The 26,045-nt window shown below is 65.7% G+C and carries 21 protein-coding genes; 5 read left to right on the top strand and 16 right to left on the bottom strand.

Annotated features, from left to right (window positions below; all coding sequences use genetic code 11):
• Positions 1-261 precede the first annotated feature (261 nt).
• Positions 262-903 carry an FABP family protein gene (locus tag MTX34_RS06365; protein ID WP_243593970.1) on the top strand — a complete coding sequence of 214 codons (642 nt, stop codon included), beginning with the start codon at positions 262-264 and terminating at the stop codon, positions 901-903.
• 176 nt (positions 904-1,079) lie between these two features.
• On the opposite strand, the gene MTX34_RS06360 is transcribed toward MTX34_RS06365, so the two are convergent.
• The 6 genes from MTX34_RS06360 to MTX34_RS06335 form a co-directional block, all read right to left on the bottom strand.
• The gene (locus tag MTX34_RS06360) at positions 1,080-2,681 is read right to left on the bottom strand and encodes an ATP-binding cassette domain-containing protein (RefSeq protein ID WP_243593833.1); all 1,602 of its coding nucleotides are present in this window, start codon (positions 2,679-2,681) and stop codon (positions 1,080-1,082) included.
• Complete coding sequence (gene cydD, locus MTX34_RS06355; protein WP_243608813.1) at positions 2,674-4,362, bottom strand: thiol reductant ABC exporter subunit CydD; 1,689 nt, start codon at positions 4,360-4,362, stop codon at positions 2,674-2,676. Before cydD ends, MTX34_RS06360 begins: the two co-directional genes overlap by 8 nt.
• A complete protein-coding gene (gene cydB / locus MTX34_RS06350) occupies positions 4,359-5,396 on the bottom strand; it encodes a cytochrome d ubiquinol oxidase subunit II (protein WP_243608812.1) in 1,038 nt (345 codons plus the stop codon). The genes cydD and cydB overlap by 4 nt, the downstream gene beginning before the upstream one ends.
• Before the next feature lie 9 nt (positions 5,397-5,405).
• A complete protein-coding gene (locus MTX34_RS06345; protein WP_243608811.1) occupies positions 5,406-6,893 on the bottom strand; it encodes a cytochrome ubiquinol oxidase subunit I in 1,488 nt (495 codons plus the stop codon).
• Positions 6,894-7,024: 131 nt separating this feature from the next.
• Positions 7,025-7,891: an aminodeoxychorismate lyase gene (locus MTX34_RS06340; protein WP_243608810.1), complete on the bottom strand. Its 867-nt coding sequence runs from the start codon at positions 7,889-7,891 to the stop codon at positions 7,025-7,027.
• 24 nt (positions 7,892-7,915) lie between these two features.
• Complete coding sequence (locus MTX34_RS06335; protein WP_243593838.1) at positions 7,916-9,214, bottom strand: dicarboxylate/amino acid:cation symporter; 1,299 nt, start codon at positions 9,212-9,214, stop codon at positions 7,916-7,918.
• Between the two features lie 138 nt (positions 9,215-9,352).
• Here MTX34_RS06335 and MTX34_RS06330 point away from each other — a divergent pair, with 138 nt between their 5' ends.
• The 3 genes from MTX34_RS06330 to MTX34_RS06320 all read left to right on the top strand — a co-directional run bounded on the left by MTX34_RS06330 (position 9,353) and on the right by MTX34_RS06320 (position 11,551).
• A complete protein-coding gene (locus tag MTX34_RS06330; RefSeq protein ID WP_243608809.1) occupies positions 9,353-10,474 on the top strand; it encodes a folate-binding protein YgfZ in 1,122 nt (373 codons plus the stop codon).
• A complete protein-coding gene (locus MTX34_RS06325; protein WP_243608808.1) occupies positions 10,471-11,109 on the top strand; it encodes an MOSC domain-containing protein in 639 nt (212 codons plus the stop codon). The genes MTX34_RS06330 and MTX34_RS06325 overlap by 4 nt, the downstream gene beginning before the upstream one ends.
• Before the next feature lie 247 nt (positions 11,110-11,356).
• The gene (locus tag MTX34_RS06320) at positions 11,357-11,551 is read left to right on the top strand and encodes a DUF3073 domain-containing protein (protein WP_008719426.1); all 195 of its coding nucleotides are present in this window, start codon (positions 11,357-11,359) and stop codon (positions 11,549-11,551) included.
• A gap of 73 nt (positions 11,552-11,624) precedes the next feature.
• Here the strand turns inward: MTX34_RS06320 and purM are convergent, their stop codons facing one another.
• The 10 genes from purM to purL form a co-directional block, all read right to left on the bottom strand.
• The gene (purM, locus tag MTX34_RS06315; RefSeq protein WP_243593841.1) at positions 11,625-12,725 is read right to left on the bottom strand and encodes a phosphoribosylformylglycinamidine cyclo-ligase; all 1,101 of its coding nucleotides are present in this window, start codon (positions 12,723-12,725) and stop codon (positions 11,625-11,627) included.
• A gap of 92 nt (positions 12,726-12,817) precedes the next feature.
• Positions 12,818-14,455, bottom strand: a complete 1,638-nt coding sequence (locus MTX34_RS06310) for an ABC transporter ATP-binding protein (protein ID WP_243608807.1) — start codon at positions 14,453-14,455, stop codon at positions 12,818-12,820.
• Positions 14,452-15,420 carry an ABC transporter permease gene (locus MTX34_RS06305; RefSeq protein WP_243593843.1) on the bottom strand — a complete coding sequence of 323 codons (969 nt, stop codon included), beginning with the start codon at positions 15,418-15,420 and terminating at the stop codon, positions 14,452-14,454. The genes MTX34_RS06310 and MTX34_RS06305 overlap by 4 nt, the downstream gene beginning before the upstream one ends.
• Complete coding sequence (locus MTX34_RS06300; protein ID WP_243593971.1) at positions 15,420-16,415, bottom strand: ABC transporter permease; 996 nt, start codon at positions 16,413-16,415, stop codon at positions 15,420-15,422. Before MTX34_RS06300 ends, MTX34_RS06305 begins: the two co-directional genes overlap by 1 nt.
• A gap of 96 nt (positions 16,416-16,511) precedes the next feature.
• A complete protein-coding gene (locus MTX34_RS06295) occupies positions 16,512-18,158 on the bottom strand; it encodes an ABC transporter substrate-binding protein (RefSeq protein ID WP_374230240.1) in 1,647 nt (548 codons plus the stop codon).
• 143 nt (positions 18,159-18,301) lie between these two features.
• Positions 18,302-19,864: an amidophosphoribosyltransferase gene (gene purF, locus MTX34_RS06290; protein ID WP_243593845.1), complete on the bottom strand. Its 1,563-nt coding sequence runs from the start codon at positions 19,862-19,864 to the stop codon at positions 18,302-18,304.
• A gap of 127 nt (positions 19,865-19,991) precedes the next feature.
• A complete protein-coding gene (locus tag MTX34_RS06285; RefSeq protein ID WP_243593846.1) occupies positions 19,992-20,378 on the bottom strand; it encodes a sterol carrier family protein in 387 nt (128 codons plus the stop codon).
• A 2-nt stretch (positions 20,379-20,380) separates the two neighbouring features.
• Positions 20,381-20,974 carry a CPBP family intramembrane glutamic endopeptidase gene (locus MTX34_RS06280; protein WP_243608806.1) on the bottom strand — a complete coding sequence of 198 codons (594 nt, stop codon included), beginning with the start codon at positions 20,972-20,974 and terminating at the stop codon, positions 20,381-20,383.
• The gene (locus MTX34_RS06275) at positions 20,971-22,698 is read right to left on the bottom strand and encodes an alpha/beta-hydrolase family protein (RefSeq protein ID WP_243593972.1); all 1,728 of its coding nucleotides are present in this window, start codon (positions 22,696-22,698) and stop codon (positions 20,971-20,973) included. The genes MTX34_RS06280 and MTX34_RS06275 overlap by 4 nt, the downstream gene beginning before the upstream one ends.
• 80 nt (positions 22,699-22,778) lie before the next feature.
• On the bottom strand, positions 22,779-25,070 hold the full coding sequence (purL, locus tag MTX34_RS06270; protein WP_243608805.1) for a phosphoribosylformylglycinamidine synthase subunit PurL: 2,292 nt from the start codon (positions 25,068-25,070) through the stop codon (positions 22,779-22,781).
• A 113-nt stretch (positions 25,071-25,183) separates the two neighbouring features.
• Here purL and MTX34_RS06265 point away from each other — a divergent pair, with 113 nt between their 5' ends.
• The gene (locus tag MTX34_RS06265; protein WP_243608804.1) at positions 25,184-25,948 is read left to right on the top strand and encodes a nucleoside phosphorylase; all 765 of its coding nucleotides are present in this window, start codon (positions 25,184-25,186) and stop codon (positions 25,946-25,948) included.
• Positions 25,949-26,045: the final 97 nt, after the last annotated feature.

The raw sequence follows: 26,045 nt of genomic DNA, 5'->3' as shown, positions 1-26,045 counted from the left end.
GTGATCCAGCCCACTCGTATCCTCGAATCCGGTTATATGTCACCAAGGACACATGCCGGATTCGGGCCGCTGTTCTCCACGATGATCGCCGCGGGTTAAACTCGCACTCGTGGTCATCTTCTTCGAGGTATTGCTGGCGCTTGCGGCAGTAGCCATCATCGCGTTCTCGCTCTATGTCGTCTACCGACTGGTCAACGACGAGTCGTGACAGAACCGGTCGCGGGGCAACCAAGCAATGGTGACGAGGGCCTCGACACCCCCATCACCAGCGGTGACGAAGCGATAGCGGCAGCCGAACAGAAGTTCGCCGAGGCGTCGACGCGCAATGTTCCGGTCCTGCCGGACATCCCGCATCCCGACGACACCGCCAATGTCCGCCTCGGCCCCGATCTGCATCCCTCCATGCTCGCCCTGCTGCCGCTCGTCGGTGTGTGGCGCGGCGAGGGTGAGGGGCACGACCCGGAGTCCGGCACCGACTACCCCTTCGGTCAGCAGATCATCGTCACCCACGACGGCGGTAGCTACCTGAGCTGGGAATCGCGGTCGTGGCGTCTCGATTCCGACGGCAACTTCGCACATCCGGACCTCCGCGAGACCGGATTCTGGCGCATGAGTGGGGGCCACGGCGAAAAGGGCTCCGAGAACGAAGAGGTCGTCGAACTGCTGCTGACTCACAGCACCGGCGTCGTCGAGCTGTATTACGGCCACGCACTCACCCAGTCGTCCTGGGAGCTCGCCACCGACGTCGTCATCCGCAGCACATCGGGCGCATTGGTGGGCGGGGCCCGACGGCTCTACGGCATCGTCGAGGGCGGAGACCTCGCGTACGTCGAGGAACGCGTCGTCGCCGACGGCCCACTGGCGCCGCGGTTGTCCGCTCGCCTGTCGCGCTACATCGGCTGACTCTCACCTACCCACTGCACGCGAACGGCCCCCGAGCCATACCTGCTTTCAGGTCCCGACCGGACAGGTCGGGGGCTCGGGGGCCGGGTAGCTGCCTGGGATTCGCCTGCCGCTCGCGCGGTCTTCCGAGTGAATCCGTCAGCGATTGCGGCTAGCTGACAGCCACCTCACGCGTCCTAGAGTTCATCAACTTCAGACCACCTCCTCTCTCGTGTACTCCCAACGTACGCCGGAGATTCCGAGTCGGCAAAGGGTTTTTTCTCCGGGTCTGCGCCGAGATCGATCACCTGGTCCGCGTCGGTGTTCTCCGGCAATTGATGGGTGACGACCACCACGGTTCGGTCGGCACCGAACAGGCCACCGTCGGTGGTGAGCAACTCCCGCAGTATGCGTTCGCCGGAGGCTCCATCGAGATGTTCCGTCGGCTCGTCCAGCAGCACGATCGGCGCCGTACTGAGCAGAGCGCGCGCCAACAGCAGTCTGCGTCGCTCGCCCCCGGAGACCGCCTGCGCGCCGCCGACCAGCGTGGTGTGCACTCCCAGCGGCAGAGCGTCGAGCCACGGGCCGAGGCCGACGCGCCGCAGTGCGTCCGTTGCCTGTTCTTCGTCGACGTCGCCGCGCACCACCCTCAGGTTCTCCAGAATCGAGGTGTCGAACAGATGCGCGTCCTCGGCGAACAGTGCTGCCTCCGAACCGTATTCCTCGGCCAGAGCGCGCAGCATCGTGGTCTTCCCCGATCCGCTGGGCCCGATGAGAGCGCTGCGCGCATGTGCGCGGAAATTCGTAGCAGGGGTCGAAGTTCCACTCACATGCGGCGGAGCCGCATCGAGCATCGCCATGATTCGAGTTGCCGCGATTCGTCCACGCATCAGGGCGATCGCCGCGCCCGGCAGTGCCGCGGTCGCCTCGAAGGCCGCCAGCGGGACCAACACGATGATCGCCAAGGCCATCGGGGTCATGCCGCCTGGAGTGCCTCCGGTCGGTCCGTACAGCCCGATGCCGACGAGCAAGGACCCGATCACCGACGCCCCGATGGACAACGGCCCGGCCGCATCGGCCAGCGCCGACGGCCGCGCCGCACGGTCGCGGGCGATCACCGAATCCTGTGCTGCCCCTGCGGCTTCGGCGAGCGTCGCGTCGAGCCGTCCGGCCACTCGCAGTTCTGCGGCATGGTCGAGTGCTCGGACGGCGGTCTCGGCGAAACGGGCGTCGGCGTCGGCCCCGGCCTCTTCGGCGATCCGTGCGGACCGCGCGGCCAGGATCGGTGCGCCCACGCCCGCGACCAGCAACGCCACCGCCAGGATCGACGCGGCAGCCGGCGCGATACCTGCGAGCAGTCCCACGGCCGCGAGCATCATCACGACGCTGACGCAGATGGGGACGATCGCCCGTACGACCACGTCGCCGAGCACGTCGACGTCCGCCCCGGTGCGAGCCAGGACGTCACCGCGCCGCAGAGCGAGTGTGCCGTCTCCGTTCGCCAATTTCTCGTAGATCCTCGTGCGCGCTGCCGTCGTACCGCGCAGTGCCGCGTCGTGGGTGGTCAACCGTTCGAGGTAGCGGAACACCCCGCGCGAAATACCCAGTGCTCGAACCGCTACCACTGCCACGGTCAGGTCCATCACCGGAGGCATCTGCCACGCTCGGGTGATCAACCATGCAGACAGCGCAGCGAGAGCCAGTGCGCTGCCGAGCGTTGCCACCCCGGCCGCCGACGCCAGCGCCACCCGCCGCGGTGACAGCTCGAACAGGGCCAGAGCTCGTCGTAGGTCAGACATGATCGAACTCCCGTACCGTCGGCGTGCTGCTTCGCGCCTCGACGACGCGATCTGCTGCCTGCAGCACCGACCGCCGGTGGCCGACCATAACCACGGTGACGCCTCGGTCCGCTGCGTCTCGAACAGCCTGCAGCACAGTCCGTTCACTCTCCGTGTCCAAGTGTGCCGTCGGCTCGTCCAACACCATCACCGGAGCGTCGGCCACGAAGGTTCGCGTCAGGGCCAGGCGTTGCAGCTCACCGAGGGAGAGTCCCACTCCGCCCTGTCCGACGCGAGTGTTCCAGCCGTTCGGGTGATCTCGCAGTACGGCATCGAAACCCGAAGCGCGGCAGGCTGCGTCCAACGCATCGGCGTCGGGCACCCCGTGCAGGACGACATTCTCGTAGAGCGTGCCGGGAAGCAGCACCGGCCGCTGCGGAAGCCACGCGACCTGCGCCCACCACCGGTCGAGGTCGAGATCGACCACGGGCACGCCGCCGACGAGAACCGCGCCGCTCGTCGGAGTCGTCAGCCCCAGAACGGCATGCAGTGCAGTCGATTTACCCGAGCCGTTCGGGCCGGTGAGTACCGTGATGGTGCCCGCCCGACACAGCGCACTCAGCCCTGCCGGAGCGTAGCCGTCCCGACTCTCGACGGTGAGCCCGACGAGTTCGATGTCCGCGGCCGTAGCGTCGACGGTGCGCCCACCGGTCGGCTGCATCGTTCGCCGATCCAGTACTCGGAATGCGCGGTCGGCGGCCTCGGCGCCGTCCTCCGCTGCGTGGAACTGGGTACCGACCGCCCGCAGCGGGAAGTACACCTCGGGCGCGAGGATCAACGCGATGATTCCTGCCTCGAGGGTCATCTCACCGAACACCAAGCGCAATCCGATACCGACGGCCACCAGCGCGACACACAGGGTCGCGAGCAACTCGAGCACCATCGACGACAGGAAGGCAACCTTCAACGCGCGCATCGTCGTTCGTCTATGGGCGTCGCCGAGTGCTCGGATGCGGGCGGCCGGTCCATGTTCACGGCGCAGTGCGCGCAAGGTCGGTAGACCGGCCAGGAGATCGAGCATCTGCGCAGACAACCGGGTCATCGTGGCGAGCGTCGCCGCGGCCCGGCCCTTGGTCAACAAGCCGATCAGGATCATGAAGATGGGGATGAGCGGCAAGGTCACCGCGATGACCACCGCCGAAGTCACGTCCTGGGTGACGATGACGACCAGCACCAGTGGTGTGACGACGGCGGCCAGCACCAATGCCGGCAGGTATCCGGTCAGATACGCCCGCAGTCCCCCGATGGCTCGGGTCACCACGACGGCCAGTTCTTCCCGTTCGGCGTCGAGCTCGCGAGGATCGAATCGCGTTGCTGCGGTGAGCACGTCGACTTCGAGTTCGGCCACCACCCGCGACGCCGACCGGTGCGCGTACCGGGACTGGGCTCCGGTCGCGAGCACTCGAACAGCTGTTGCGCCCGCCAGCACCGCCAGTTCCGTCGTCCAGACCGACAGCGATCTGGCTGTCGGGTCGGTGATGACACCGGCCAGTACGCGGCCGAGGGTCAACGCACTCACGACGATGCAGAGCGTGACGACGGTGGACAGCGCGACCGTGACCATCATGTAGCCACGCGCGGGCCGAGAGTACTTCCAGAGTCTGGGATCGATCGGCCCCCGCGAGCGAGCGGGAGTGGTCACGACTTCACCGTCAATCCGATCGAGTCCGGGATCCGATCACTCGAAATGCGTTGGCGGAAGACCCAGTACGTCCACGCCTGGTACCCGAGGACAACCGGTGCTGCGAATGCCGCGGCCCAGGTCATCACCTTCAGCGTGTACGGACTGGACGACGCGTTCGCGATCGTGAGATCGAAGGCGGCATCGGTACTCGACGGCATGACGTTGGGGAACAGGGATGCGAACAGCAGCACGACGACGGCCACGATGGCGATGCTGGTGAAGACGAAGGCCCAGCCTTCCCGTACTTTCGCGGTCAGTGCGACGACGAGAAGCAGGGCGACCGCGGCCACGCCGACGAGTATCCACGTCCAGGTCTTCCCGTGCGCGAGTTGGGTCCACAGAGCGAATGTCCCGCCGACGAGAACGGCCGGAACCGACAGGCGTGCTGCGATTTTCACCGAATCCTCGTGCACGTCGCCGGAGGTCTTGAGTGCGATGAACACTGCACCGTGCAGGGCGAACACCAGTGCCATGGTGGCTCCGCCGAGTAGGGCGTAGGGATTGAGCAGGTCGAAGAAGCCGGCGGTGACCTTCTTGTTCTCGTCGATCGCGACCCCGCGCACGATGTTCGCGAAGGCGACACCCCACAGCACCGCCGGAACCCAGGAGCCGATGCCGATGCCGATATCGCAGCGTCGACGCCACACCGGGTCGTCGATCTTGCCGCGCCACTCGATGGCGCAGATCCGCAGGATCAGGGCCACCAGGATGAGCAGCAGCGGGAGATAGAAGCCGGAGAACAGTGTGGCGTACCACTCGGGGAAGGCGGCGAACAGCGCTCCGCCCGCAGTGATGAGCCACACCTCGTTGCCGTCCCAGACGGGTCCGATTGTGTTGAGCACGGTACGGCGACGCTTCTCCCCGGTCGCGGCGTCGGGGTGCCGTCCCAGAATGGGCATGAGCATGCCGACGCCGAAGTCGAAGCCTTCGAGCACGAAGTAGCCGACGAAGAAGAACGCGATGACGAAGAACCAGAATTCGGGCAGTGACATTGCTATCCCCTAGTACGCGAACGAGAGCTGTTTGGGCTCTTCGTCTTCCGAGTCCGGCGGGTCGACGTGCGGATGCGCGTCGTGGTCGAGAGGTCCTTCGATGACGTACCGGCGAAGCAGGTAGAACCACACGCCGCCCAGTGCCGCGTAGAGCAGGGTGAAGGTGACCAGCGAGGCGACGACCAAGCCGACGGGATGGTCCGAGACACCTTGGTCGACGGTGAGCCGGATCTGATCGACACCCGACAGGTTGGGTGCGACAACCCATGGCTGCCGGCCCATTTCGGTGAAGATCCAGCCGGCGCTGTTGGCCAGGAACGGCGTCGGGATCGCCGCGAGGCTCAGCCATGAGAACCATTTCTGGTCGGGCACTCGACCCCCTCGGGTGACCCACAGTCCCGCGATGGCGAGCAAGGCCGATCCGGCGGCCAGTCCGATCATCATTCGGAAGGCCCAGTAGGTGACGAACAGGTTCGGCTTGTAGTTGCCCGGTCCGAATTGCTGCTCGTACTGCTCCTGCAACTGGTTGACGCCCTGCACGGTGGCCCCGAAGTCGTTCTCCGCCAGGAACGAGGTGAGCCCGGGTATCGCGATGAGGTGCACCACGGATTCACAGTTGTTGTGGGTTCCGACGGTCAGCAGCGAGAAGCTGGCTCCGGTCTCGGTGTCGCACAGCGATTCCGCCGAGGCCATCTTCATCGGCTGCTGCTCGAACATCAGCTTGCCCTGGATGTCGCCGGTGATGGCCAGCGCGCCACCTGCGACGATCATGATGACGAAGGACATGCGGGCGGCCGGACGAAACATGCTCCGCGAGTTGGATTCCTGAAGCGGATCCTGCGGTCCGACGCCACCCTTGTTCTTGCGGGCCTCACGGACCATCCACCAGCCGGAGATTCCGGCGACGAAGGTGGCCGCGGTGAGGAACGCTCCTGCCACGGCGTGCGGAAATGCCGCCAGCGCGGTGTTGTTGGTGAGCAGGGCCCAGATGTCGGTCAGCTCCGCGCGGCCGGTCTCCTCGTTGTAGATCGCGCCGACGGGATGCTGCATCCAGGAATTGGCCGCGATGATGAAGTAGGCCGAGGCGTTGACGCCGATGGCGACGAGCCAAATGGTCGCCAGGTGCACGAGTTTCGGAAGGCGGCTCCAGCCGAAGATCCACAGCCCGAGGAAAGTGGATTCGAGGAAGAAGGCCACCAGTCCCTCGAGGGCGAGTGGTGCGCCGAAGACGTCACCGACGAAACGGGAGTACTCGCTCCAGTTCATGCCGAACTGGAACTCCTGCACGATTCCGGTGGCGACGCCGAGGGCGAAGTTGATGAGGAACAGCTTGCCGAAGAACTTGGTCAGCCGATACCAGGAGTCCTTGCCGGTGATCACCCACATGGTCTGCATGGCGGCCACCATCGGAGCCAGCCCGATCGTGAGGGGAACCAGTATGAAGTGGTAGACGGTGGTGATACCGAACTGCCACCTCGAGACATCCAAGGCGTCCATCAGTACTCCGAACTCTCGTACCCGAGCTGTGACGGGCAACACCGCAGGTCAGGGCGTTGGCCCGCGACGAATTCGACAGTACTACTACGAGTAGTAGTAGGGAAGAGTCTTACGACAGGGTCGTTGGACCCTTACGCCTTCTCGGGGGTCCGGACGGCCAGATCGACCATCTCCCGAACCTCGTCGCGCGGGCCGGAACGCCCGAGGACGACACCGTTCATCGACGCGACCCGAGCCGCGAGAGTCACCGAGGACACCAGCCAAACGCCATCTGCGGCAATGAGATCCGCGGGATACAGGTGGCCGTGCGAACACGCCCACCCGGCAGCCTCGGCCACCCCGAACAACCCGGCGACCGTGGTTCCGGCGAGGATGCCCTGTTCCACAGAGGGTGTGACGAGAGTCTTACCGCGGGCGAGCACCACCGTCGAGCGCGGACCCTCGAGCACCCGCCCCTCACTGCTGAGGTAGATCACATCGTCGGCCCCGAGCGTCGCGGCGTGCCGCAATGCGGCCATGTTCGTCGCGTAGGACAACGTCTTGGCCCCCGCGAGCTGCCACGGTGCACCCGCCGAGAAATCCACCGAGTAGCCGCGATCGAGCGTGATCACCGACACTCCGTCCGTACGCGCGCTCCGCACTCGTCCGGGAAGCGGCCCCACCGTCACGTAGGCAGTCGGGCCTCCCCCGCCCTCGCGTCCGCGGCTGAGCACGAGCCGGAGCACGCCCTCCTCCGTCGACGCCTCCACCCACCGTTCGGTGGCCTGCTGCACGACTGCTCGCCACGCATCCAAGTCGGGAACGGGTAGATCCAATGCCTCGGCCGACCCCACCAGTCGCGCCAGATGCAACTCCACCGCGCACGCCACCCCGTCCCGCACGAGCAGCGTCTCGAACACGCCGTCACCACGCACGGCCGCCAGATCGTCGGCGAACAGCAACGGCCGATTCGCGTCGTGCACCCGGCCGTCCAACGTCACCACTACCGACTCCGACATGGCCGTCACTGTAGAGCAGCGGGGTCAGTCCGCCCGATCCGCTTGGGCCATGACATCGCGGTACTCGTCGAGGTCGATCTCCTCGGCGACCACGACCTTGGTGCCGTCGTAGACCTCACGGTCGATCTCGTCGTCGGCGTTGGCCACCAGCATCGCGACGAAGGTGTCTCCGTTGACGTTGAGGAAAGTGCGGAAGATTCCGGCGAACCAGTCCACGGCGATCAGCAGGCCGACGGCCTCGAACGGCAGATCCAACGACGTCGCGAGGAACATCGCGACCACGGGAAATCCGCCCGGCACCGTGATGGTGCCCATGTTCAGCAGAATCGCCAGTCCCATTCCGAGAGCGATCTGGCCGAGGCTCAGCTCGATGTTGCCTGCCTGCGCGAGGAACATCACGACGATCATGTAGTTGAGAACCGCGCCGTACGACCCCATGGTCAGCCCGATCGACAGCGTGAAGTTGGCGACCTTCTGACTGACGCCGACCTTCTCCACGGTGTTCTTCAGCACCGTCGGGAACGTGACGGCGGAACTGGTGGTGGTGACGGCGATGACCGTCTGCTCGGTGAGCTTGGCGGGCAGCAACCTCGGGTCCAATCGGGTTCGTACGGTGACCACCACGACGAACAGCACGAACAGGATCAGCACGCCGAGCAGTGTCGTGCCCAGGTAGCTCAGTGCGGTGGAGACGACGGAGAATCCGACATCACCTGCGAGCGCGGCGAGCAGACAGAAGACGCCGATCGGTGCAATCACCATCACCAGGCGAATCATGGTCAGCACGATCTGCTGGAACTGATCCATGAGCGTGAGAACCCCGGTGTCACCGGTCTTGGAGATGTGACTGCGCAGCGCGATTCCGAAGAGCAACGAGAAGACGATGATGGGCACCATCGTGGCCGTCGACATGGCGCTGAAGACGTTCGTCGAGACGAAGTTGAGCAACGTGTCCTGCCAGCCCAGCGCCTCGCCTGCCGCTTCTTCGAGACCGGGATCGAGTTCCTGGGTGAACACCATGCCTGCACCCGGCTGGATGAGGCTGCTGAGCACCCAGGCCAGGACCGCGGCCACGAAGGAGAACCCGATCATCCACTTGAACGTGCGAGCCGCGATCTTTCCCGTGCCGGTTCCGGACATCGACCCGGTCGCAACGATCACCGACGCCATCACCAGTGGAACGATCGACATCTGGATCAAGCGGATGAACAGGTCGCCGACGAACTTCAGGTTCGACGCCCAATCGCCGACGATCAGACCGAACACGATTCCGCCGACCGCGGCCAGGCCGATCTGCGCTGCCGGGTGCTTCAGATATTTCACGCGCTCAACGTAGGCGGGCCGAAACGCAGACAGATATCGGACGGGTTGCACGTATGTAAAACGTCCGCGACCCTCCGCAGACCGGTTCGTGCCCCGTCGGCCGTCGAGGACAGGCCGGGCTGCTCCTACTATGGAGTGGTGTCCGATTCCGTGACGATCACCCCGAGTCCTCTTCTCACCCTCCCCGGTGCGGTTCCTTCCCCCGACGACAGCGTCGACGCCGGAGTGGCCTGGCACTACGGCAATCCGTTCGGCGAGCAACGCCACGCCGTGAGCGGGGCCGCCGTCATCGATCGATCCCATCGCTTCGTCCTCGCCATCAGCGGCGACGAACGGTTGAGCTGGCTGAACACGATCTCGAGCCAACTCGTCTCGAACCTGGCCGACGGCAGCTCGGCCGAGAATCTGAGCCTGGACGTCAACGGCCGCATCGAGCATCACTTCGTGCAGACCGACTCGGGCGGCGTCACGTACATCGACACCGAACGCGTGGCCGGCCCCGACCTGCTCTCGTTCCTGAAGAAGATGGTGTTCTGGGCCAAGGCCGAACCCCGTGAGGCCGACGAACTCGCCGTTCTCACGGTCCTCGGATCCGACGCGGCGTCGATTCTCGACAAAGCCGGCCTGCCCGCCCCGAGCGAGACCTACGGTGCGTCGGCGGTCGACGGAGGCGGTTTCGTTCGGCGGATGCCGTGGCCGGGCGAGAACTCGTACGACGTGGTGATCCCCCGCGCGAACCTGGTCGACTGGTTCCTCCGACTTCGCGACGCCGGAGCCGCTCACGCCGGAACCTGGGCGTTCGACGCCTTGCGCGTGGAATCACTGCGTCCACGCGTGGGCGTGGACACCGACGAGAAGACCATCCCGCACGAGGTTCGGTGGATCGGTAGCGCCGCCGAGTTCGGCGCGGTGCATCTGGAGAAGGGCTGCTATCGCGGCCAGGAGACGGTCTCGCGCGTTCACAATCTCGGTCGCCCGCCGCGTCACCTGGTGTTGCTTCATCTCGACGGTTCGGCGGACGGCAGGCCCAGCACCGGCGATGCGGTCACCGCAGGCGGCCGCACGGTGGGGCGTCTGGGTACCGTCATCGACCACTTCGAGCTCGGCCCGATCGCGTTGGCTCTGCTCAAGCGGACGATTCCGGTCGACACCGCCCTCGAGGCGGGTCCGTGCGCGGCATCGATCGATCCTGATTCCATCCCGTCCTACGACGACGTCCAGGCCGGTCGCGCTGCCGTCGACCGCCTGCGCGGCCGGTGACCGGAACCGTTCTGGCGGTCTGCGTGGTGCATGCCGACGTGCCGTTCGGACGCCGCGCGGTGGTCGACAGCGGCATCGACAAGAGACCTGTCGACGGACCGGTGGACGTCCACGAGCTCGGCATCGGCGGCGATCACTGCCGGGACACGAAGTTCCACGGCGGGCTCGATCAGGCCGTCTACGCCTACGACGAGGCGGAGGCCCGGTACTGGGCCTCCGAGCTCGGGGTGCCGGTTCCACCGGGTCGCTTCGGCGAGAATCTCCGCACCGAGGGTGTACCGGTGACCGACGCGGTGATCGGGTCGCGGTGGCGCGTCGGAACGGTGACCTTGGAGGTGACGATCGCCCGCAAGCCCTGTGGGACGTTCGCTCGATGGATGGACGAGCCGAGGTGGATCCGTCGTTTCACGGATCGAGGCGATGTGGGGGCGTATCTCCGAGTCGTCGAACCGGGGGTGTTCGCCGGCGGTGACGCGGTTGCAGTGCAGTCCGTTCCGGAACACGGGGTGACGGTGCGCATGCTCTTCGAGGGGAAGGATGCGGCGGCGATGGCGACGCTGCTCGACGAGCCGGGATTGGCGCCGAAGGTGTACCGCGACGCGGCGGGAGCACTGAAATCCGCGAGAAGGCCATGACGCGCAGCACGTAGTTTTCGTGTCGCGAAACGCAGATAGTTTGCCTGTGCACGGATATGTGCAGGTACAGGCAGCGCCGACCCCTGCCCCGGGCGTGTCGCGCCCGGTCGCATGCCACCGACACGAGGTGCCGTATGCGCATCGCGGCGATTCGCGCGCTAGAGTGTGTGCCAGGAAGAAATACCAACTCTAACGGGGCCGCCAAATTTCCCCAGGCCGCCCCGCAAGTCCGCGAGGGGGCACCGCCATGGGCCGAGGCAGGGCTAAGGCAAAGCAGACAAAAGTCGCTCGTGAGCTCAAGTACAGCTCGCCGACAACGGACTTGGAGAGTCTGCAGAAGGAACTCTCCGGTGGTTCGTCCAACTCCCATCGTGGCATCCACTCTGACTCGGATGTGCATTCCCGAGTCGAGGAAGACGAGTACGAGGACTGGCGACGCTAGTTTTGTGCACTGAACGACTGAGGGGGAGCCGCAGTGCGGCTCCCCCTCATTTGTTCGTGCGATAACGCCGCGATCAGAACCGCGGGTGGTTACCCAGCAACAGCGCACGCTCGTCGGCGACGTCCTTACCGGTCGCCTTCTTCACCGTGCCCAGCGTCCAGCAGTCGATGTGACGGGCGGTCAGCACTGCGAGGGCGCGGTCGACGTCCTCGGGTGCCACGATGGCCACCATGCCGACACCCATGTTGAACGTCTGCTCCATCTCGGCCCGCTCGACGCGTCCACGCTGCGCGATCAGCGAGAAGATCGGAGCCGGGCTCCACGTGGTGCGGTCGAGTTCGGCGACCAGGCCCTCGGGCATGACCCGTGAGAGGTTGTTCGCCAATCCGCCGCCGGTCACGTGGCAGAACGTGCGGACGTCGGTTTCCGCAGCGAGTGCGAGGCAATCCTTGGCGTAGATCTTGGTGGGTTCGAGCAGTTCCTCACCGAGCGTGCGACCGAACTCCTCGACGTGTCCGCCGAGATCCATGTGGTTGATCTCCAGCAGCACCTTGCGAGCGAGGGAGTAGCCGTTGGAGTGCAGGCCCGACGATCCCATGCCGATGACGACGTCACCGGGTCGCACCCGCTCGGGTCCGAGGATCGAATCCGCCTCGACGACGCCGATGCCGGTGGCCGAGAGGTCGTAATCGCCGTCGGCCATCAGTCCCGGGTGCTCGGCCGTCTCGCCGCCGAGCAGCGCGCAGCCGGCGATGACGCAGCCTTCTGCGATGCCCTTGACCAATTCCGCGACCTGCTCGGGAACCACGCGGCCCACGGCGATGTAGTCCTGCAGGAACAGTGGCTCGGCACCGCAGACGACGAGGTCGTCGACGACCATTGCGACCAGGTCGAGGCCGAGGGTGTCGTGCTTGCCGAGCGCCTGCGCCACGGCCACCTTGGTGCCGACGCCGTCGGTCGAGGCGGCCAGGACGGGCTCGCGGTAGTCGCCCTTGAGCGCGAAGAGGCCGGCGAAACCACCGAGACCGCCCATGACCTCGGGCCTGCTGGCCTTCTTGGCGAGCGGCGCGAACAGCTGCACTGCTCGATCTCCTGCGGCGATGTCGACCCCGGCCGCCGCGTAGGAGGCACCGCCCGAGTGAGTTGCGCTCGTGGGTTGGGATTCCTCGGTCATTCGGCTCCAGCCTGTGTACTCGATCATGTCAGCGCCCGTGACGGCACAGATAGCGCCCTAACGGTACCGGAGTGCCCGGTCAGGAGAAGAACTCACGTGTGCAGCCGCTTACCGGGAATCGCTGCCAACAGCTTCTTGGTGTAGTCCGCCTCCGGTGATCGCAGAATTTTCCACGGTGTTCCCTGTTCGACGATTCCCCCGCCCCGCAGCACCACCACGCGGTGCGCGACGCGATCGACCACCGCGAGGTCGTGGCTGATGAACAGGCACGCGAATCCGAACTCCCGCTGCAGTGCCTCGAACAGGTCGAGCACGGCCGCCTGCACCGAGACGTCCAGTGCACTGGTCGGCTCGTCCGCGACCACCAGATCCGGTCCCAGTACCAGTGCCCGCGCCAGGCTGACGCGTTGCCGCTGCCCACCGGAGAGCTCGTGCGGGTAACGCTTGTCGGTGCCGGACGGCAGTTGCACGGCGTCGAGCAACTCGGTCGTCCTGGCCGCGATCGCATCCTTGGAGCCGTACTTGTGCACGATCATCGACTCGGCGATGCACTGTCCGACGGTCAGTCGGGGGTTCAGTGACGCCGACGGGTCCTGGAAGACGAACCCGAAGCGCTTCCGCAGGGGCTTGAGCTTGCGTTCGCTCACCCCTGCGATGTTCTGCCCCATCACCGTCACGCTTCCGCTGGTCGGCTTCTGCAGTGCCGCAACACATCTGCCGATCGTGGACTTACCCGAGCCGGATTCACCCACCAGGCCGAGGGTTTCGCCGCGGTGGATGGTGAGCGAGACGTCGTCGACCGCCCGGAAGGCAGGCGAGCCGACACCACCGGAGAACTGCACCACCAACCGAGAGACGTCGAGTACCGGTTCGCCCGACGTGTCGACGGTCTTGTCCGACTCCACCGCGGCCAGCGTCGGCACCGCGGCCAGCAGCTTCTTGGTGTAGTCGTCTGCGGGCGCATCGAAGAGCTGCGCCACCGGCGCTTCCTCGACGACGCGACCGTTCTGCATGACGACGACGCGGTCCGCCAGATCGGAGACGACGCCCATGCTGTGGGTGATGAGCACGATGGCACAACCCAGCCGATCCTTGAGATCGCGCAGTAGTTCGAGGATCTCGGCCTGCACCGTGACGTCGAGCGCGGTGGTCGGCTCGTCGGCGATGATGACTTTCGCCTCGCACGAGATGGCGATCGCGATCATGACGCGTTGCTTCTGCCCACCCGAGAGCTCGTGCGGATAGTACGAGAAGCGTTGTTCGGGGCTGGGCAGGCCGACCATCGTCAACAGTTCGACGGCCCGCGTCTTGGCGTCCTTGGCCGACATTCGCTTTCCGTCGTCGCGCGTATGCGCCCGCAGTGCCTCGACGATCTGATACCCGATGGTGAACAGCGGATCCAGAGCGCTGCCCGGTTCCTGGAACACCATCGAAATCTTGTTGCCGCGCAACTGCGCCCACGCCTTGTTGCTCAGCGTCGTGACGTCCTGGCCCCCGAGCACCACGTGGCCCTCCACGCGCGCGGTGTCGGGTAGCAGTCCGATGGCGGATCTGACGCTGACGGACTTGCCCGAGCCGGACTCGCCCACCACGGCCAGGACTTCACCGGGATACACCTCGAACGAGACCTCGGTGACGGCATCGACTTCGCCGGCATCGGTCAGAAACGTGACGGACAACGACTTCACCGACAGTGCGGACTCGCGTGGAGTCACAACGCTCGATGTCATACCTTCACCGCCTTCTTGAACTTCTTGCGGGTGCGCAGCAGCGGATTGAGTGTCTCGCTTGCGCTTTCGCCCACCATGGTCAGGCCGAGCACAACGAGCACGATGCCCAGGCCGGGGAACACCGACGTCCACCAGATGCCGTTGGAGATGTCGGGCAGCGCCTTGTTGATGTCGTAGCCCCACTCCGAGGCGGAGGTGGGCTCGATGCCGAACCCGAGGAATCCGAGTCCGGCCAGGGTCAGAATGGCCTCGGCCCCGTTCAGGGTGATGATGACCGGCAGCGTCTGCACCACGTTGGCAAGGATGTGGCGGAACAGTATTCGCGGAGTGCCGGCCCCGGTGACCCGGGCGGCGTCCACGTACGGTTCGGTCTTGACCGCCACGGTGGCGTTGCGTACCACGCGGAAGTACTGCGGCACGAAGATCGCCGTGATGGCTATGGCTGCGGATGCGATACCGCCGAAACTGGACGACTGACCACCCGCGACGACGATCGAGATGACCACCGCGAGCAGCAGCGACGGGAATGCGTACATCGCGTCCATGAACAGCACGAGCACTCGGTCGAACCACCGGCCGATGTACCCCGAGGCCAGACCGAGCGGAACGCCGATGATCAGCGAGAGAATCAACGACGACGCAATCACCATCAAAGCTGTTCTCGCACCGTAGATCACCCGAGAGAACACGTCCTCACCGCGGACCGAGGTACCGAACCAATGCTGCGCGGACGGTGCTGCCTGGCGGGCGAAGTCCTGCCCGGCGTCACTGGTCTGCGAGAACCCGTACGGCGCGAGAAGCGGAGCGAACACTGCGGCGATCACGAACCCCACCATCAGGACCAACCCGACGATCAAGGTGACGCGTTGCAAGCCCGATGTCGACTTCACGAACGCGACGCCGGGAACTCCTCGACGGTGCGGGCGGGTGGGCGGGACGTCGGACAGCACGACTTCCGTGCTCATCAGAACCTCACTCTCGGGTCGATGAGTGCGACGATCGCGTCGGTGAAGAAGCTGACGACGGCGACCACCACGGCCAGGAACGTCACAATGCCCTGCACGGCAACAAAATCGCGGGCCTGCAGGTAGCGGGCGAGTTCGTAGCCGAGGCCCTGCCACTCGAACGTGGTCTCGGTCAATACCGCGCCGCCGAGCAGCACGGCGATCTGCAGGCCGATGACGGTGACGATCGGAATCATGGCGTTGCGGAACGCATGGCGTCGCGTCACCGTGCCCTCGCTCAATCCGCGAGCGCGGGCGGCATCGACGAAGGGTGCCTGCAGCGTTTGAATCAGGTTGACGCGCACCAACCTCAGAAACACTCCGGCCGTCAACAGACCCAGGGCGAGAGCGGGCAGCACCGCGTGCTCGAGCACGTCGATGGTGTAGCCCGTGTCGCCGTACAGGAACGAATCGACTATCAGAATGTTGGTCTTGGGTGAGACGTTCTGCAGTGCCAGTTCCACATTGGTGCTGGCTCGTCCCGCCACCGGCAGCCAGCCGAGCTTGACGGCGAACAGCAGCTTGAGCAGCATGCCGACGAAGAACACCGGGGCCGCGTACGCCAGGATCGCGAAGATTCGCAGCGAGGCGTCGCCGAATCGGTCTCGATGGGTGGCGGCGAAGAACCCGAGCGGAATACCGACCGCGAAGGCCACCAGCAGAGCCCAGAAGGCCAATTCCAGTGTGGCAGCACCGTTGACGAGTAGGACGTCACTGATCGCGCGATTGTCGGTGGCCGAGCGGCCGAAGTCGCCGCGCAGCAAACCGGTCAGGTACTCCCAGTACTGCGTCAGGATCGGCCGGTCGTAGCCGGCCTCGGCCTTGCGTTGGGCGATCTGTTCGGCGGGTAGGCGGCCGCCGAGGGCGGCGGTGATCGGATCACCGATGACCCGCATGAGAAAGAAGACGACGGTGACGAGAATCCAGGCAGTCGGAATGATCAGCAGAAATCTGATCCCGAGATAGCGGGCGAGCGCGCCGTATCGTGACGGCGCGCTCGCCTGCTTCGCTTGCTTCTCCCCTACCGGCGCGTCCGCGGTAGTGGGCACCGGTCAGCTCTTGGCGAGAGTGACGAAACGGAACTTGAACGAGGCGTCGAGAGTCTCGTCGACACCGCTGATCTCGTCGGTGGCGACGGCGATCTGCTTGCCCTCCAACAACGGAAGCGTCGGCAGGTAGTTCGTCGCCAGCTCGGTCTGAATCTGACCGATGATCTGCATCCGCGCATTTTCGTCGGCCGTCGTGCGCTCGAGATCGAGCAGCGAGGTGATCTCCGGGCTCTCGAAGTGCGACTGCAGGAAGTTGTCCGGTGCGAAGAACGGCGTCAGGTAGTTGTCTGCGTCGGGGTAGTCCGGGAACCAACCCAGCTGGTACACCGGGTACGCGTCGGCGACGCGTTCCTTGGTGTACGTGCTCCACTCGGTCGACTGCAGGTTCACGTTGAACAGGCCCGTCGCGTCGAGCTGACTCTTGATCGCGGCGTACTCCTCGCTCGAGGACGAACCGTAGTGGTCCGGGTTGTACTGCAGGTTGAGCTGGATCGGGGTGGCAACGCCTGCGGCGGAGAGGAATCCGGCAGCCTCGTCCCGGTCGGGTGCCTCGCCGTAGACGTCGGAGAAGGCCGTGTTGGAGCCCTCGAGACCGGTCGGGACCACCGAGTACAGCGGGGTGTACGTGCCCTTGTAGACGCTGTCGGAAAGCGCCTGGCGATCGACGGAGGCCGCAATTGCCTTGCGCACGGCCAACTTCTGCTCAGGAGTGTCGCCGGGCATCGTGTTCATGTTGAACACCATGTAGCGAGATTCGCCACCGGGACCCTCGTGCACCGTCAGACCGTCGACGGCTCCGAGCGATTCGACGTCGGTCGGAGTCAGCGAGCGCCATGCCACGTCGATGGCCTTGTTCTGCACGTCGAGCTTGAGGTTGTCGGAGCTGGTGTAGTACTTCACGTTGATCGACGACGTCTTCGGCGTTCCGAGAATGCCGTTGTAGTCGCCGTTCGCGGCAAAGCTGACGAGGGAGTTCTTGGCGTAGCTCGAGATCGAGTACGGACCGGCGAACGGCGTACCCGCCACGATGGCATCGTCGTCGAGTACGGAGTCTGCCGGGAAGACGGTCTGATCGACGATCGGGCCTGCCGGGGTCGCCAGAATCTGCGGGAACGTCTGGTCGTTCGCAGCCTTCAGGGTGAACTCGACGGTCTTCTCGTCCGGCGTGGCGATGCTGTCGAGGTTGGTCAACAGCGACGCAGGCCCGTTGGGATCGTTGATCGCGACGATTCGATCGAACGAATACTTCACGCTCTCACTCGTCAGTGGGTTGCCGTTCGCGAACGTCAGGTCGTCCTTGAGCGTGCACGTGTAGACGGTCGGCTCGGCGAAGTCGCAACTCTCGGCGGCGTCGGGCTCGAGCTCGGAGCTACCGGGGGCGAAGTTCATCAGGAAGGGATACGTCTGGTTCATCACCATGAACGAGCCGTTGTCGTACGAGCCGGCGGGGTCGAGTGACGTCACCTGGTCGGTGGTTCCGACGGTGATCGTCTCGCCGCCGCCGCTGTCGCCGGATCCGCCGGCGTCGTCGGTGCGGCCCGAGCCGCAGGCCGCCGCAGTCAATGCGAGTACCGACAGTGCTGCCACTGCAGCGGTCTTCTTGCTGTGCTTGCGCACGGCGGTCTTCGATGCCGCGCTGTAGCGCTGCATGCGTCCGTCGTCGGGCGACAGGGTCATCTGATGCCTCTATCCAAATCGGTGTGTCCTATGTAACTGAAAGGACAGTACCGACGGACTGTTTCCAATATGTGGCATTGAGAAAACCCCGCTGTTCCCTCGCAGGAACGCCCAGCTCACGGACGACTCAGAGCGCTCACATTCGCATCGTTGTCCACCGGCTGCCCGGCGGCCGAGGCAAGCAGGCCCTCGAGAACGTGCTTGCCGAGCGCATTGTCGGCAGGCAGATCGATCGGGTACTTGCCGGTGAAACATGCTGCACACAAGCGCGATTCAGGCTGCTCGGAGGCAGCGATCATGCCGTCGATGGAGATGTACCCCAGCGAATCGGCGCCGATCGCCTGTCGAACGCCCTCGAGAATGCCGTCCTCGGAGTCGACACCGTTGGCGATCAGCTCTGCGGGAGAAGCGAAGTCGATGCCGTAGAAGCAGGGCCAACGTACCGGCGGCGACGCGATACGCACGTGAATTTCCAGCGCACCGGCCTCGCGCAGCATCCTGATCAGGGCGCGCTGAGTGTTGCCGCGAACGATCGAATCGTCCACCACCACCAGCCTTTTGCCCCGTATGACCTCTTTGAGAGGGTTGAGTTTGAGCCGGATGCCGAGTTGGCGGATGGTCTGCGACGGCTGAATGAACGTGCGGCCCACGTAGGCGTTCTTCATCAGGCCCTGGCCGTAGGGGATGCCGGAGCCCTGCGCGAAACCGACCGCGGCGGGAGTTCCGCTCTCGGGCACGGGAATCACCAGGTCACCCTCGGCCGGATGCTCCTTCGCGAGTCGTCGTCCGATCTCGACTCGCGTCGAGTGCACCGACCGGCCACCGATGACGCTGTCGGGCCGGGCGAGGTAGACGTACTCGAACACACAGCCCTTGGGCTCGGGGGCCGCGAATCGCGAGGACCTGACACCGTCGGCATCGATCGCGAGCAGTTCACCGGGCTCGATGTCGCGGACGAACGCGGCACCGACGATGTCGAGTGCCGCCGTCTCGCTGGCCACCACCCAGCCGCGATCGAGGCGGCCGAGGCACAGCGGGCGCACGCCGTGCGGGTCGCGCGCGGCGTAGAGGGTGTGCTCGTCCATGAATGTCAGGCAGAAGGCACCCTTGAGCAGTGGCAGCAATTCCATTGCCGCCTGCTCGATGGTGCAGTCGGCGGCCTTGTGCGCCAGCAGCGCGGTCACGACGTCGGAATCCGAGGTGCCGTTGCCCTGCAGCCGGTCGCTGATCAACCCTGCATCGCGCGCCTTGGTGGCGAGCTCGGCGAAGTTCACCAGATTTCCGTTGTGGCCGAGCGCAATCCCGGTGCCGGCGGTGGTGGTGCGGAAGATCGGCTGCGCGTTCTCCCACGTGACCGATCCACTGGTGGAGTAGCGGCAGTGTCCGATGGCGACGTGCCCGGGCATCGCGCCGAGTGTCTGCTCGTCGAACACCTGGCTGACGAGACCGAGATCCTTGAACACCAGCACCTGGGAGCCGTCGGACACTGCGATGCCGGCGGCCTCCTGACCACGGTGTTGCAGCGCGTAGAGGCCGTAATAGGAGAGCTTGGCCACATCCTCGCCCGGTGCCCACACTCCGAACACTCCGCACTCCTCGCGCGGTTCGTTCTCCGGTTCGTCGAGCGGTTTGCCTGCCAGAAGATTCGGACTGTCGACCGACAAATCGGCGTTGGTCACGGGCATTGCTCCCTTGGGGGTACGGGGCGGGGGGCCGTGCCCGAGTCTACGGGCACACGGCCGGAGTCAACGCATCGTGTGTACGGGAGATTCCCGGTCGGTGAACGAGTGTCCGATTCCGAGCCGATCACCTGATGGACAACAGTGGCAGCCAGCGACCCACTTCGGCTGCTCTGCTGCCCGACGCATCGATGGATCCGTCGGCGAGCGCCTCGGCGAAATCGCGGACTCCGGTGACCACCTGCAGCCACGTCAGCGCATCGGTCTCGACCACGTTCGGCGGGGTCCCCCGCGTGTGACGCGGACCCTCGATGCACTGCACCGCGACGAACGGCGGCACCCGCACCTCCACCGAGGATCCCGGTGCATTCTGACCGAGAGTTCTGGCGGTGGTGCGTACAGCGGCGGCGATCTGCGCCCGCGCAGGCTTGTCCGCCTCACCCTTGATCCATTGCTCGACGGCCAGAACGGCGTCACGTACCTCGGCGGGGCCGACTTCTTTGTGCGGTGGCACTGCTACCGACTCCTGTCGTTCGCCGCGAGATGCGCCAGCACGGCACCGCTGGCGTTGAGGAAGTAGTGCAGCAAGGCCGGGGCGAGCACGCTCCCGCTGCGGGACCGCAACCACGAGAACACCACGCCCGCGGCCGTGGTCGCGACCACTGTTCCGACCACGCTGTCACCCGCAGAGCGAGCCGGGTGGATGTGCCACAGGCCGAAGAAGATCGGCGACAGCACCGGCGACGCGGCGTCGAGCACACCGCGGAACAGCAACTCCTCGGTCAGCACCGTCCCCACCGGAATCCGAAACAGCACCCACTCGGCCAGATCGTCCTCGGACGGCCGGACACGGCGTCGCAACGCCGGAATCGCCGCGACGACGGCAGCTCCGAACACCGGAATCGCCGACGCCGCAGCGCCCCATTTCAGACCGGCAGCAGTGTTGCGTAGACCGAGTTTCTCCGCGTCCGTTCGGGACAGTGCAGCCACACCGACGGCGAACGAAGCATTGGCCACCGCCCGTCCCCGGGCATCGAGACCTGTCGACGGCAGCACGACCGTGCTCCACGCCGTCGTCGCTGAGCCGACCAGCAGCGCTTCGGTGTTCACTTCTCGGGACCGTCTCGGCCGGCGAACTGCTCCATGACGCCGCGAACTCGTTCGGTGTCGCGGTCGGTCCACCCCTCGGGCGCAGCGACGGCCACCCAGCCGTCGAGCACGAGGGTTCCGTAGTTGTGGCCATGCCCGTCGGGAACGCCTGCGGCGTTGGTCAGATCGGCGGCCACCTGCCAGAAGGTGACGACCGGGAACCATCGCATGCTCGGCAGCCGGTCCGGTCCCGGTGGTTCCGAGAGCCAGTCGGGACGCTCGAACAGCAGGTCCGGTGACCACCAGACGACCGGATCCGACGCGTGCTGGACGTAGAGGATCCGCGGCTCGTACCACGGCTGATCCTCCGGCGGGATGCCCGTCGAGTTGTCGGCGAATCGGACGGTCAGGCCCTCGGAGTACACCGGCCGAACCTCGGGACTTCCCGGGTCACGCCTATTGACGAACTGACTCCAGATGCGGTTGTTGTTCGGCGGTCCCACCCACAGGACCCCGTCGGTGGTGGCTCTGATGTCGGCCAGGCCGGTGAACGCACCCTCGCCCGCCTGAGTACCGAGGCTCTCGCCGTAGACGTAGAACTTGGGGCGCGTTGCCTCCGGTTCCTGCAGCCAGCGGTCGTGCACCTTGTCGATCAGAGCTTTGCCTGCCTGCGCGGCCTTGTCTCCCTCCGCGATGAAGGAGATCCAACTCGGGAGGTACGAGTACTGGGATGCGACGGTGGCGACATCGCCGTCGAACATGAGCTCTTCGGCTTCGATGGCGGTGGGGTTGACCCAGCCGGTTCCGGTGGTCGGGACGACGACGAGAGCCGCGCGCTGAAATGCCCCGGTGCGTTCGAGTTCGGCGACCACGATGTTCAGTCGTTCGTCCTGCGTCTCTGCGGTTTCCAGGCCTGCGTAGGCCCGGATCGGCTCGAGACTCGGACGGCCCGTGGCCCGCTCCATCTCGTCGGCGCGCAGCCCACTCGAGACGAAGTTGCGCCCCTCGAAACCCAGAGTGTCCCACGGTGCCAACGAGTTCGGGCTGCCGGAGCGTTCGTCGGCAACGGGTTGCTCTGCGCCGTCCCGGGTTTCGTCGTTCTGCAGGCTGAAGGCCGAGTTGGTGACCTCGGAGACCGCACGCAGCAGCACACCCTGAACCAGGGCGACGGACAGCACGACCAGGACGACGACCCCGAGCGCATTGGCCACTTCTCGCGGCATCTTGACGATGCGGTTGATCTGACGGGCGACCAGCCGAACGAGGTCGCGCAACACCCGCCACACCGAGATCAACAGTGCCGCAACGGCGATACTGAGCGCGCCGGTGCGGAGGTACCCCGTTGTGGTCGTCCCCTCCGCGTCCATCAGCGCGGCCAGCTCACGCTGCCATTCCGCCGAGATCGCCAGCATGATCATCGATGCCGCGATCGCCATTACGGGCACAGCGACTTTGACGGCCAGCTCGACCGTGCGAGGCAACGGCCACCACGATCGGGACGAGAGCCACCATCGGGTCACGGCCCACCCCACCGCGATGCCGAATGCGTAGCCGATGGCCGCGTTGATACCGCCGATGATGCCCTGGAACAACCATCCCCGAGGGAGCAGAGACGGAGTCAACGACCAGCAGAAGAACAACGCGCTGAACGCGATTCCGGTGAAGTCCAGGCGCAGCAGGCCCCACGCCCACATGACGAACGGATGCTTGTCGGGCGACGGGACCGAGAATTCGACCGACGGCAGGTGGTACCGGTGATGCTGATCCTGCTCGAGTGCGGGCTCGGTCTCCTTCCGACGCTCCGATACCTGTCCCCCCACCTCGGTCAGCCGAAGAGTCTGGGAAGAGTGCTCTCGAACGTCTCGCGCAGTTCCGTCATCGGGACGGAGAACTGCCCTTGCACCTCGATCGAGTCCGAGCCCTCGTCGACGACCCCGATGCGCGCCCACGGCAGACCGCGGGCGGTGCACATGCCGGTGAAGCGAGTTTCTTCCGTGCGCGGTACCGCGACCAGTACGCGGCCCGAGGACTCGGAGAACAGCGTCACGAACGGATCGGTGCCCTCGGGAAGGATGATGCGGCAACCGGTTTCGCCGGCCAGAGCGGCTTCGACGACGGCCTGGGCGAGGCCGCCCTCGGACAGGTCGTGTGCCGCCGAGACCAGACCGTCACGCGAGGACGATAGCAGGATGTCGGCCAGCAGCTGCTCGCGGGCGAGATCGACCTTCGGCGGTACGCCACCGAGGTGATCGTGCTCGACCTGCGCCCAGATGGACCCGTCGAACTCGTCGTAGGTGTCGCCGAGCAGGATGAGCGTCTCACCGGGCTCGAGACCGAGACCGGTGGGGATGCGGCGATGGACGTCGTCGATGACGCCGAGAACACCGACGACGGGCGTCGGCAGGATCGGCTCGGCACCGGTCTGGTTGTAGAAACTGACGTTGCCGCCGGTCACCGGGATGCCGAGGGTGACGCAGCCGTCGGCCAGTCCACGCACGGCCTGCTGAAACTGCCACATGACGCCCGGGTCCTCGGGCGAGCCGAAGTTCAGGCAGTTGGTGACGGCCTTGGGCGTCGCGCCGGTGACCGCGACGTTGCGGAACGCCTCGGCGAGCGCGAGCTGTGCACCTCGATACGGATCGAGTGCGGTGTAGCGGCCCGACGCGTCGGTGGCCAAAGCGATTCCGCGACCGGTCTTCTCGTCGATGCGGATCACTCCGGCATCGGCGTTCTCGGCGAGGACGGTGTTGCCGCGCACGTAGCGGTCGTACTGCTCGGTGATGAACCGGCGGCTGCACAGCTGCGGCGAGCCGATCATCTTCTTCAGCGTCGCCCTCAGCTCGTCCCCGGTTTCCGGGCGCTGCAGCGACGCAGTGGTGTTCGCTACCAGGTCGTCCTGAGTGGCGGGACGCTGCACCGGACGGTTGTAGACCGGTCCCTCGTGCGCAACGGTCTTCGGCGGAACATCGACGACGGTGTCGCCGTGCCAGGTGATCTGCAGATGTTCACCGTCGGTGACCTCACCGATGACGGTGGCCAGCACGTCCCACTTCTTGCAGACGGCCATGAACGCGTCGACGTTGTCGGGCGTCACCACCGCGCACATGCGCTCCTGGGATTCGCTCGAGAGCACCTCGGCGGGCGTCATGCCGGTGGCGCGCATCGGCACCTTCTCTAGCTCGATGTGCATGCCACCACTGCCGGCGGAGGCGAGTTCCGAAGTGGCGCACGACAACCCGGCACCGCCGAGGTCCTGGATGCCGACGACCAACTTGTTGGAGTACAGCTCGAGGCAGGCTTCGATGAGCACCTTCTCGGTGAACGGATCGCCCACTTGGACCGCGGGGAGCTTCTTGCGGCCGCCGCCGGTCTCGTCACCGTCGAACGTCTCCGAGGCGAGGACGGACACGCCGCCGATGCCGTCGAGACCGGTGCGGGCACCGAACAGAATGATCTTGTTGCCCAGGCCCGACGCGAAGGCAAGGTGCATGTCCTCGACGCGCATGACGCCGGCACACAGGGCGTTCAGCAAGGGGTTACCGGCGTAGGAGGCGTCGAACACCGTCTCGCCGCCGATGTTGGGCAGGCCGAGGGAGTTTCCGTAACCGCCGACGCCTGCGACGATGCCGCTCAGGACGCGGCGCGTATCGGGTGCATCCGCAGCACCGAATCGCAGCTGGTCCATGACGGCGATCGGGCGCGCGCCCATGGCCATGATGTCGCGGACGATGCCGCCGACGCCGGTGGCTGCACCCTGGTAGGGCTCGACGTACGACGGGTGATTGTGGCTCTCCACCTTGAAGGTGACGGCCCAACCGTCGCCGACGTCGACGACGCCCGCGTTCTCACCGATACCGGCGAGCATGGGCTTGCGCATCTCGTCGGTGGTGGTCTCGCCGAAGTACTTCAGGTGCACCTTCGAGGACTTGTACGAGCAGTGCTCGCTCCACATGACGGAATACATCGCCAATTCGGCGTCGGTGGGCCGACGGCCGAGGATTTCCTTGATGCGGACGTATTCGTCGTCCTTGAGTCCGAGTTCCTTGTACGGCTGCGCAACGTCGGGGGTGGCGACGGCGTTGGAGACGGTGTCTGTGGGTACGGAGCTAGCGGACACGAGGAATAGGTCCCTTCGATGGAGCGAAATGCCAGGGAGAGTCTATCGGGACCCTGCGACATGTATGGCATCGGTCGTGCAGGGCTGCGCTTCGGTCGTGCGAACATCACCTCATGGACATCGCGCTGACCGAGGACGATCTGGACGAAACGGGCGTCATCGACCCGTCGATGGTGGCCAAGGGAGTCGACGTCCCGCCGAAAGCCGTCGTCTGTTTCTTCTCCGAGGTGATCGAGAGCATCTGCGCGAAAGGCGACGCCCGAGTCGTCTCGATCATGCGCTCCGAGCACGGCGAACACCCCGTGTACGAGATCGAACGGAACGGGCAGAAGCTTGCCGTCTTCCACCCCGGCGTCGGCGCGCCACTGGCCGCACTGTTCCTCGAGGAGGCCATCGCGATGGGCTGCACGCAGTTCGTGGCCGTGGGCGGCGCGGGAGCACTGTCCGACGACCTGGGCATGGGACACGTCATGGTGGTCGACAGCGCCATTCGCGACGAGGGCACCTCGTTCCACTACCTACCGCCGGGCCGGGTGGTCGACGCCGATCCGGACGGAGTGGCCGTGCTGCAGTCGGTGCTCACCGACGCCGGAATCGACTTCGTCACCGGCCGGTCCTGGACGACGGATGCGCTCTACCGCGAGACCCGTGCGCGCGTCTCCCGTCGCGTCGAAGAGGGCTGCCGAACCGTCGACATGGAAGCCTCGGCCTTCTGCGCCGTTGCCCGATTCCGCGGAGTGCGATTCGCGCAACTGCTGTACGCCGGTGACTCCCTGGCCGCCGACTGGGATCACCGCGGCTGGACCAAGGCAACAACAGTGCGCGAACAGTTGTTCTGGCTCGCGGCGGATGCGTGTCTGCAACTCGATCCTGTGTAGCGCGCGGGTCCGCCGCGCTGGGCCATCGGGATTCGCAGCGCTGGGCCATCGGGATTCGCAAACGCGCGCGCGTTTGCTGAATCACCCCGGATTAGGT

Origin of the sequence: Rhodococcus sp. ARC_M5, assembly GCF_022810405.1 — a bacterium.
Lineage (GTDB): Bacteria > Actinomycetota > Actinomycetes > Mycobacteriales > Mycobacteriaceae > Rhodococcoides > Rhodococcoides navarretei.
The sequence above is the reverse complement of the archived record's forward strand: the minus strand, read 5'-3'. Positions and strand labels throughout refer to the sequence as shown.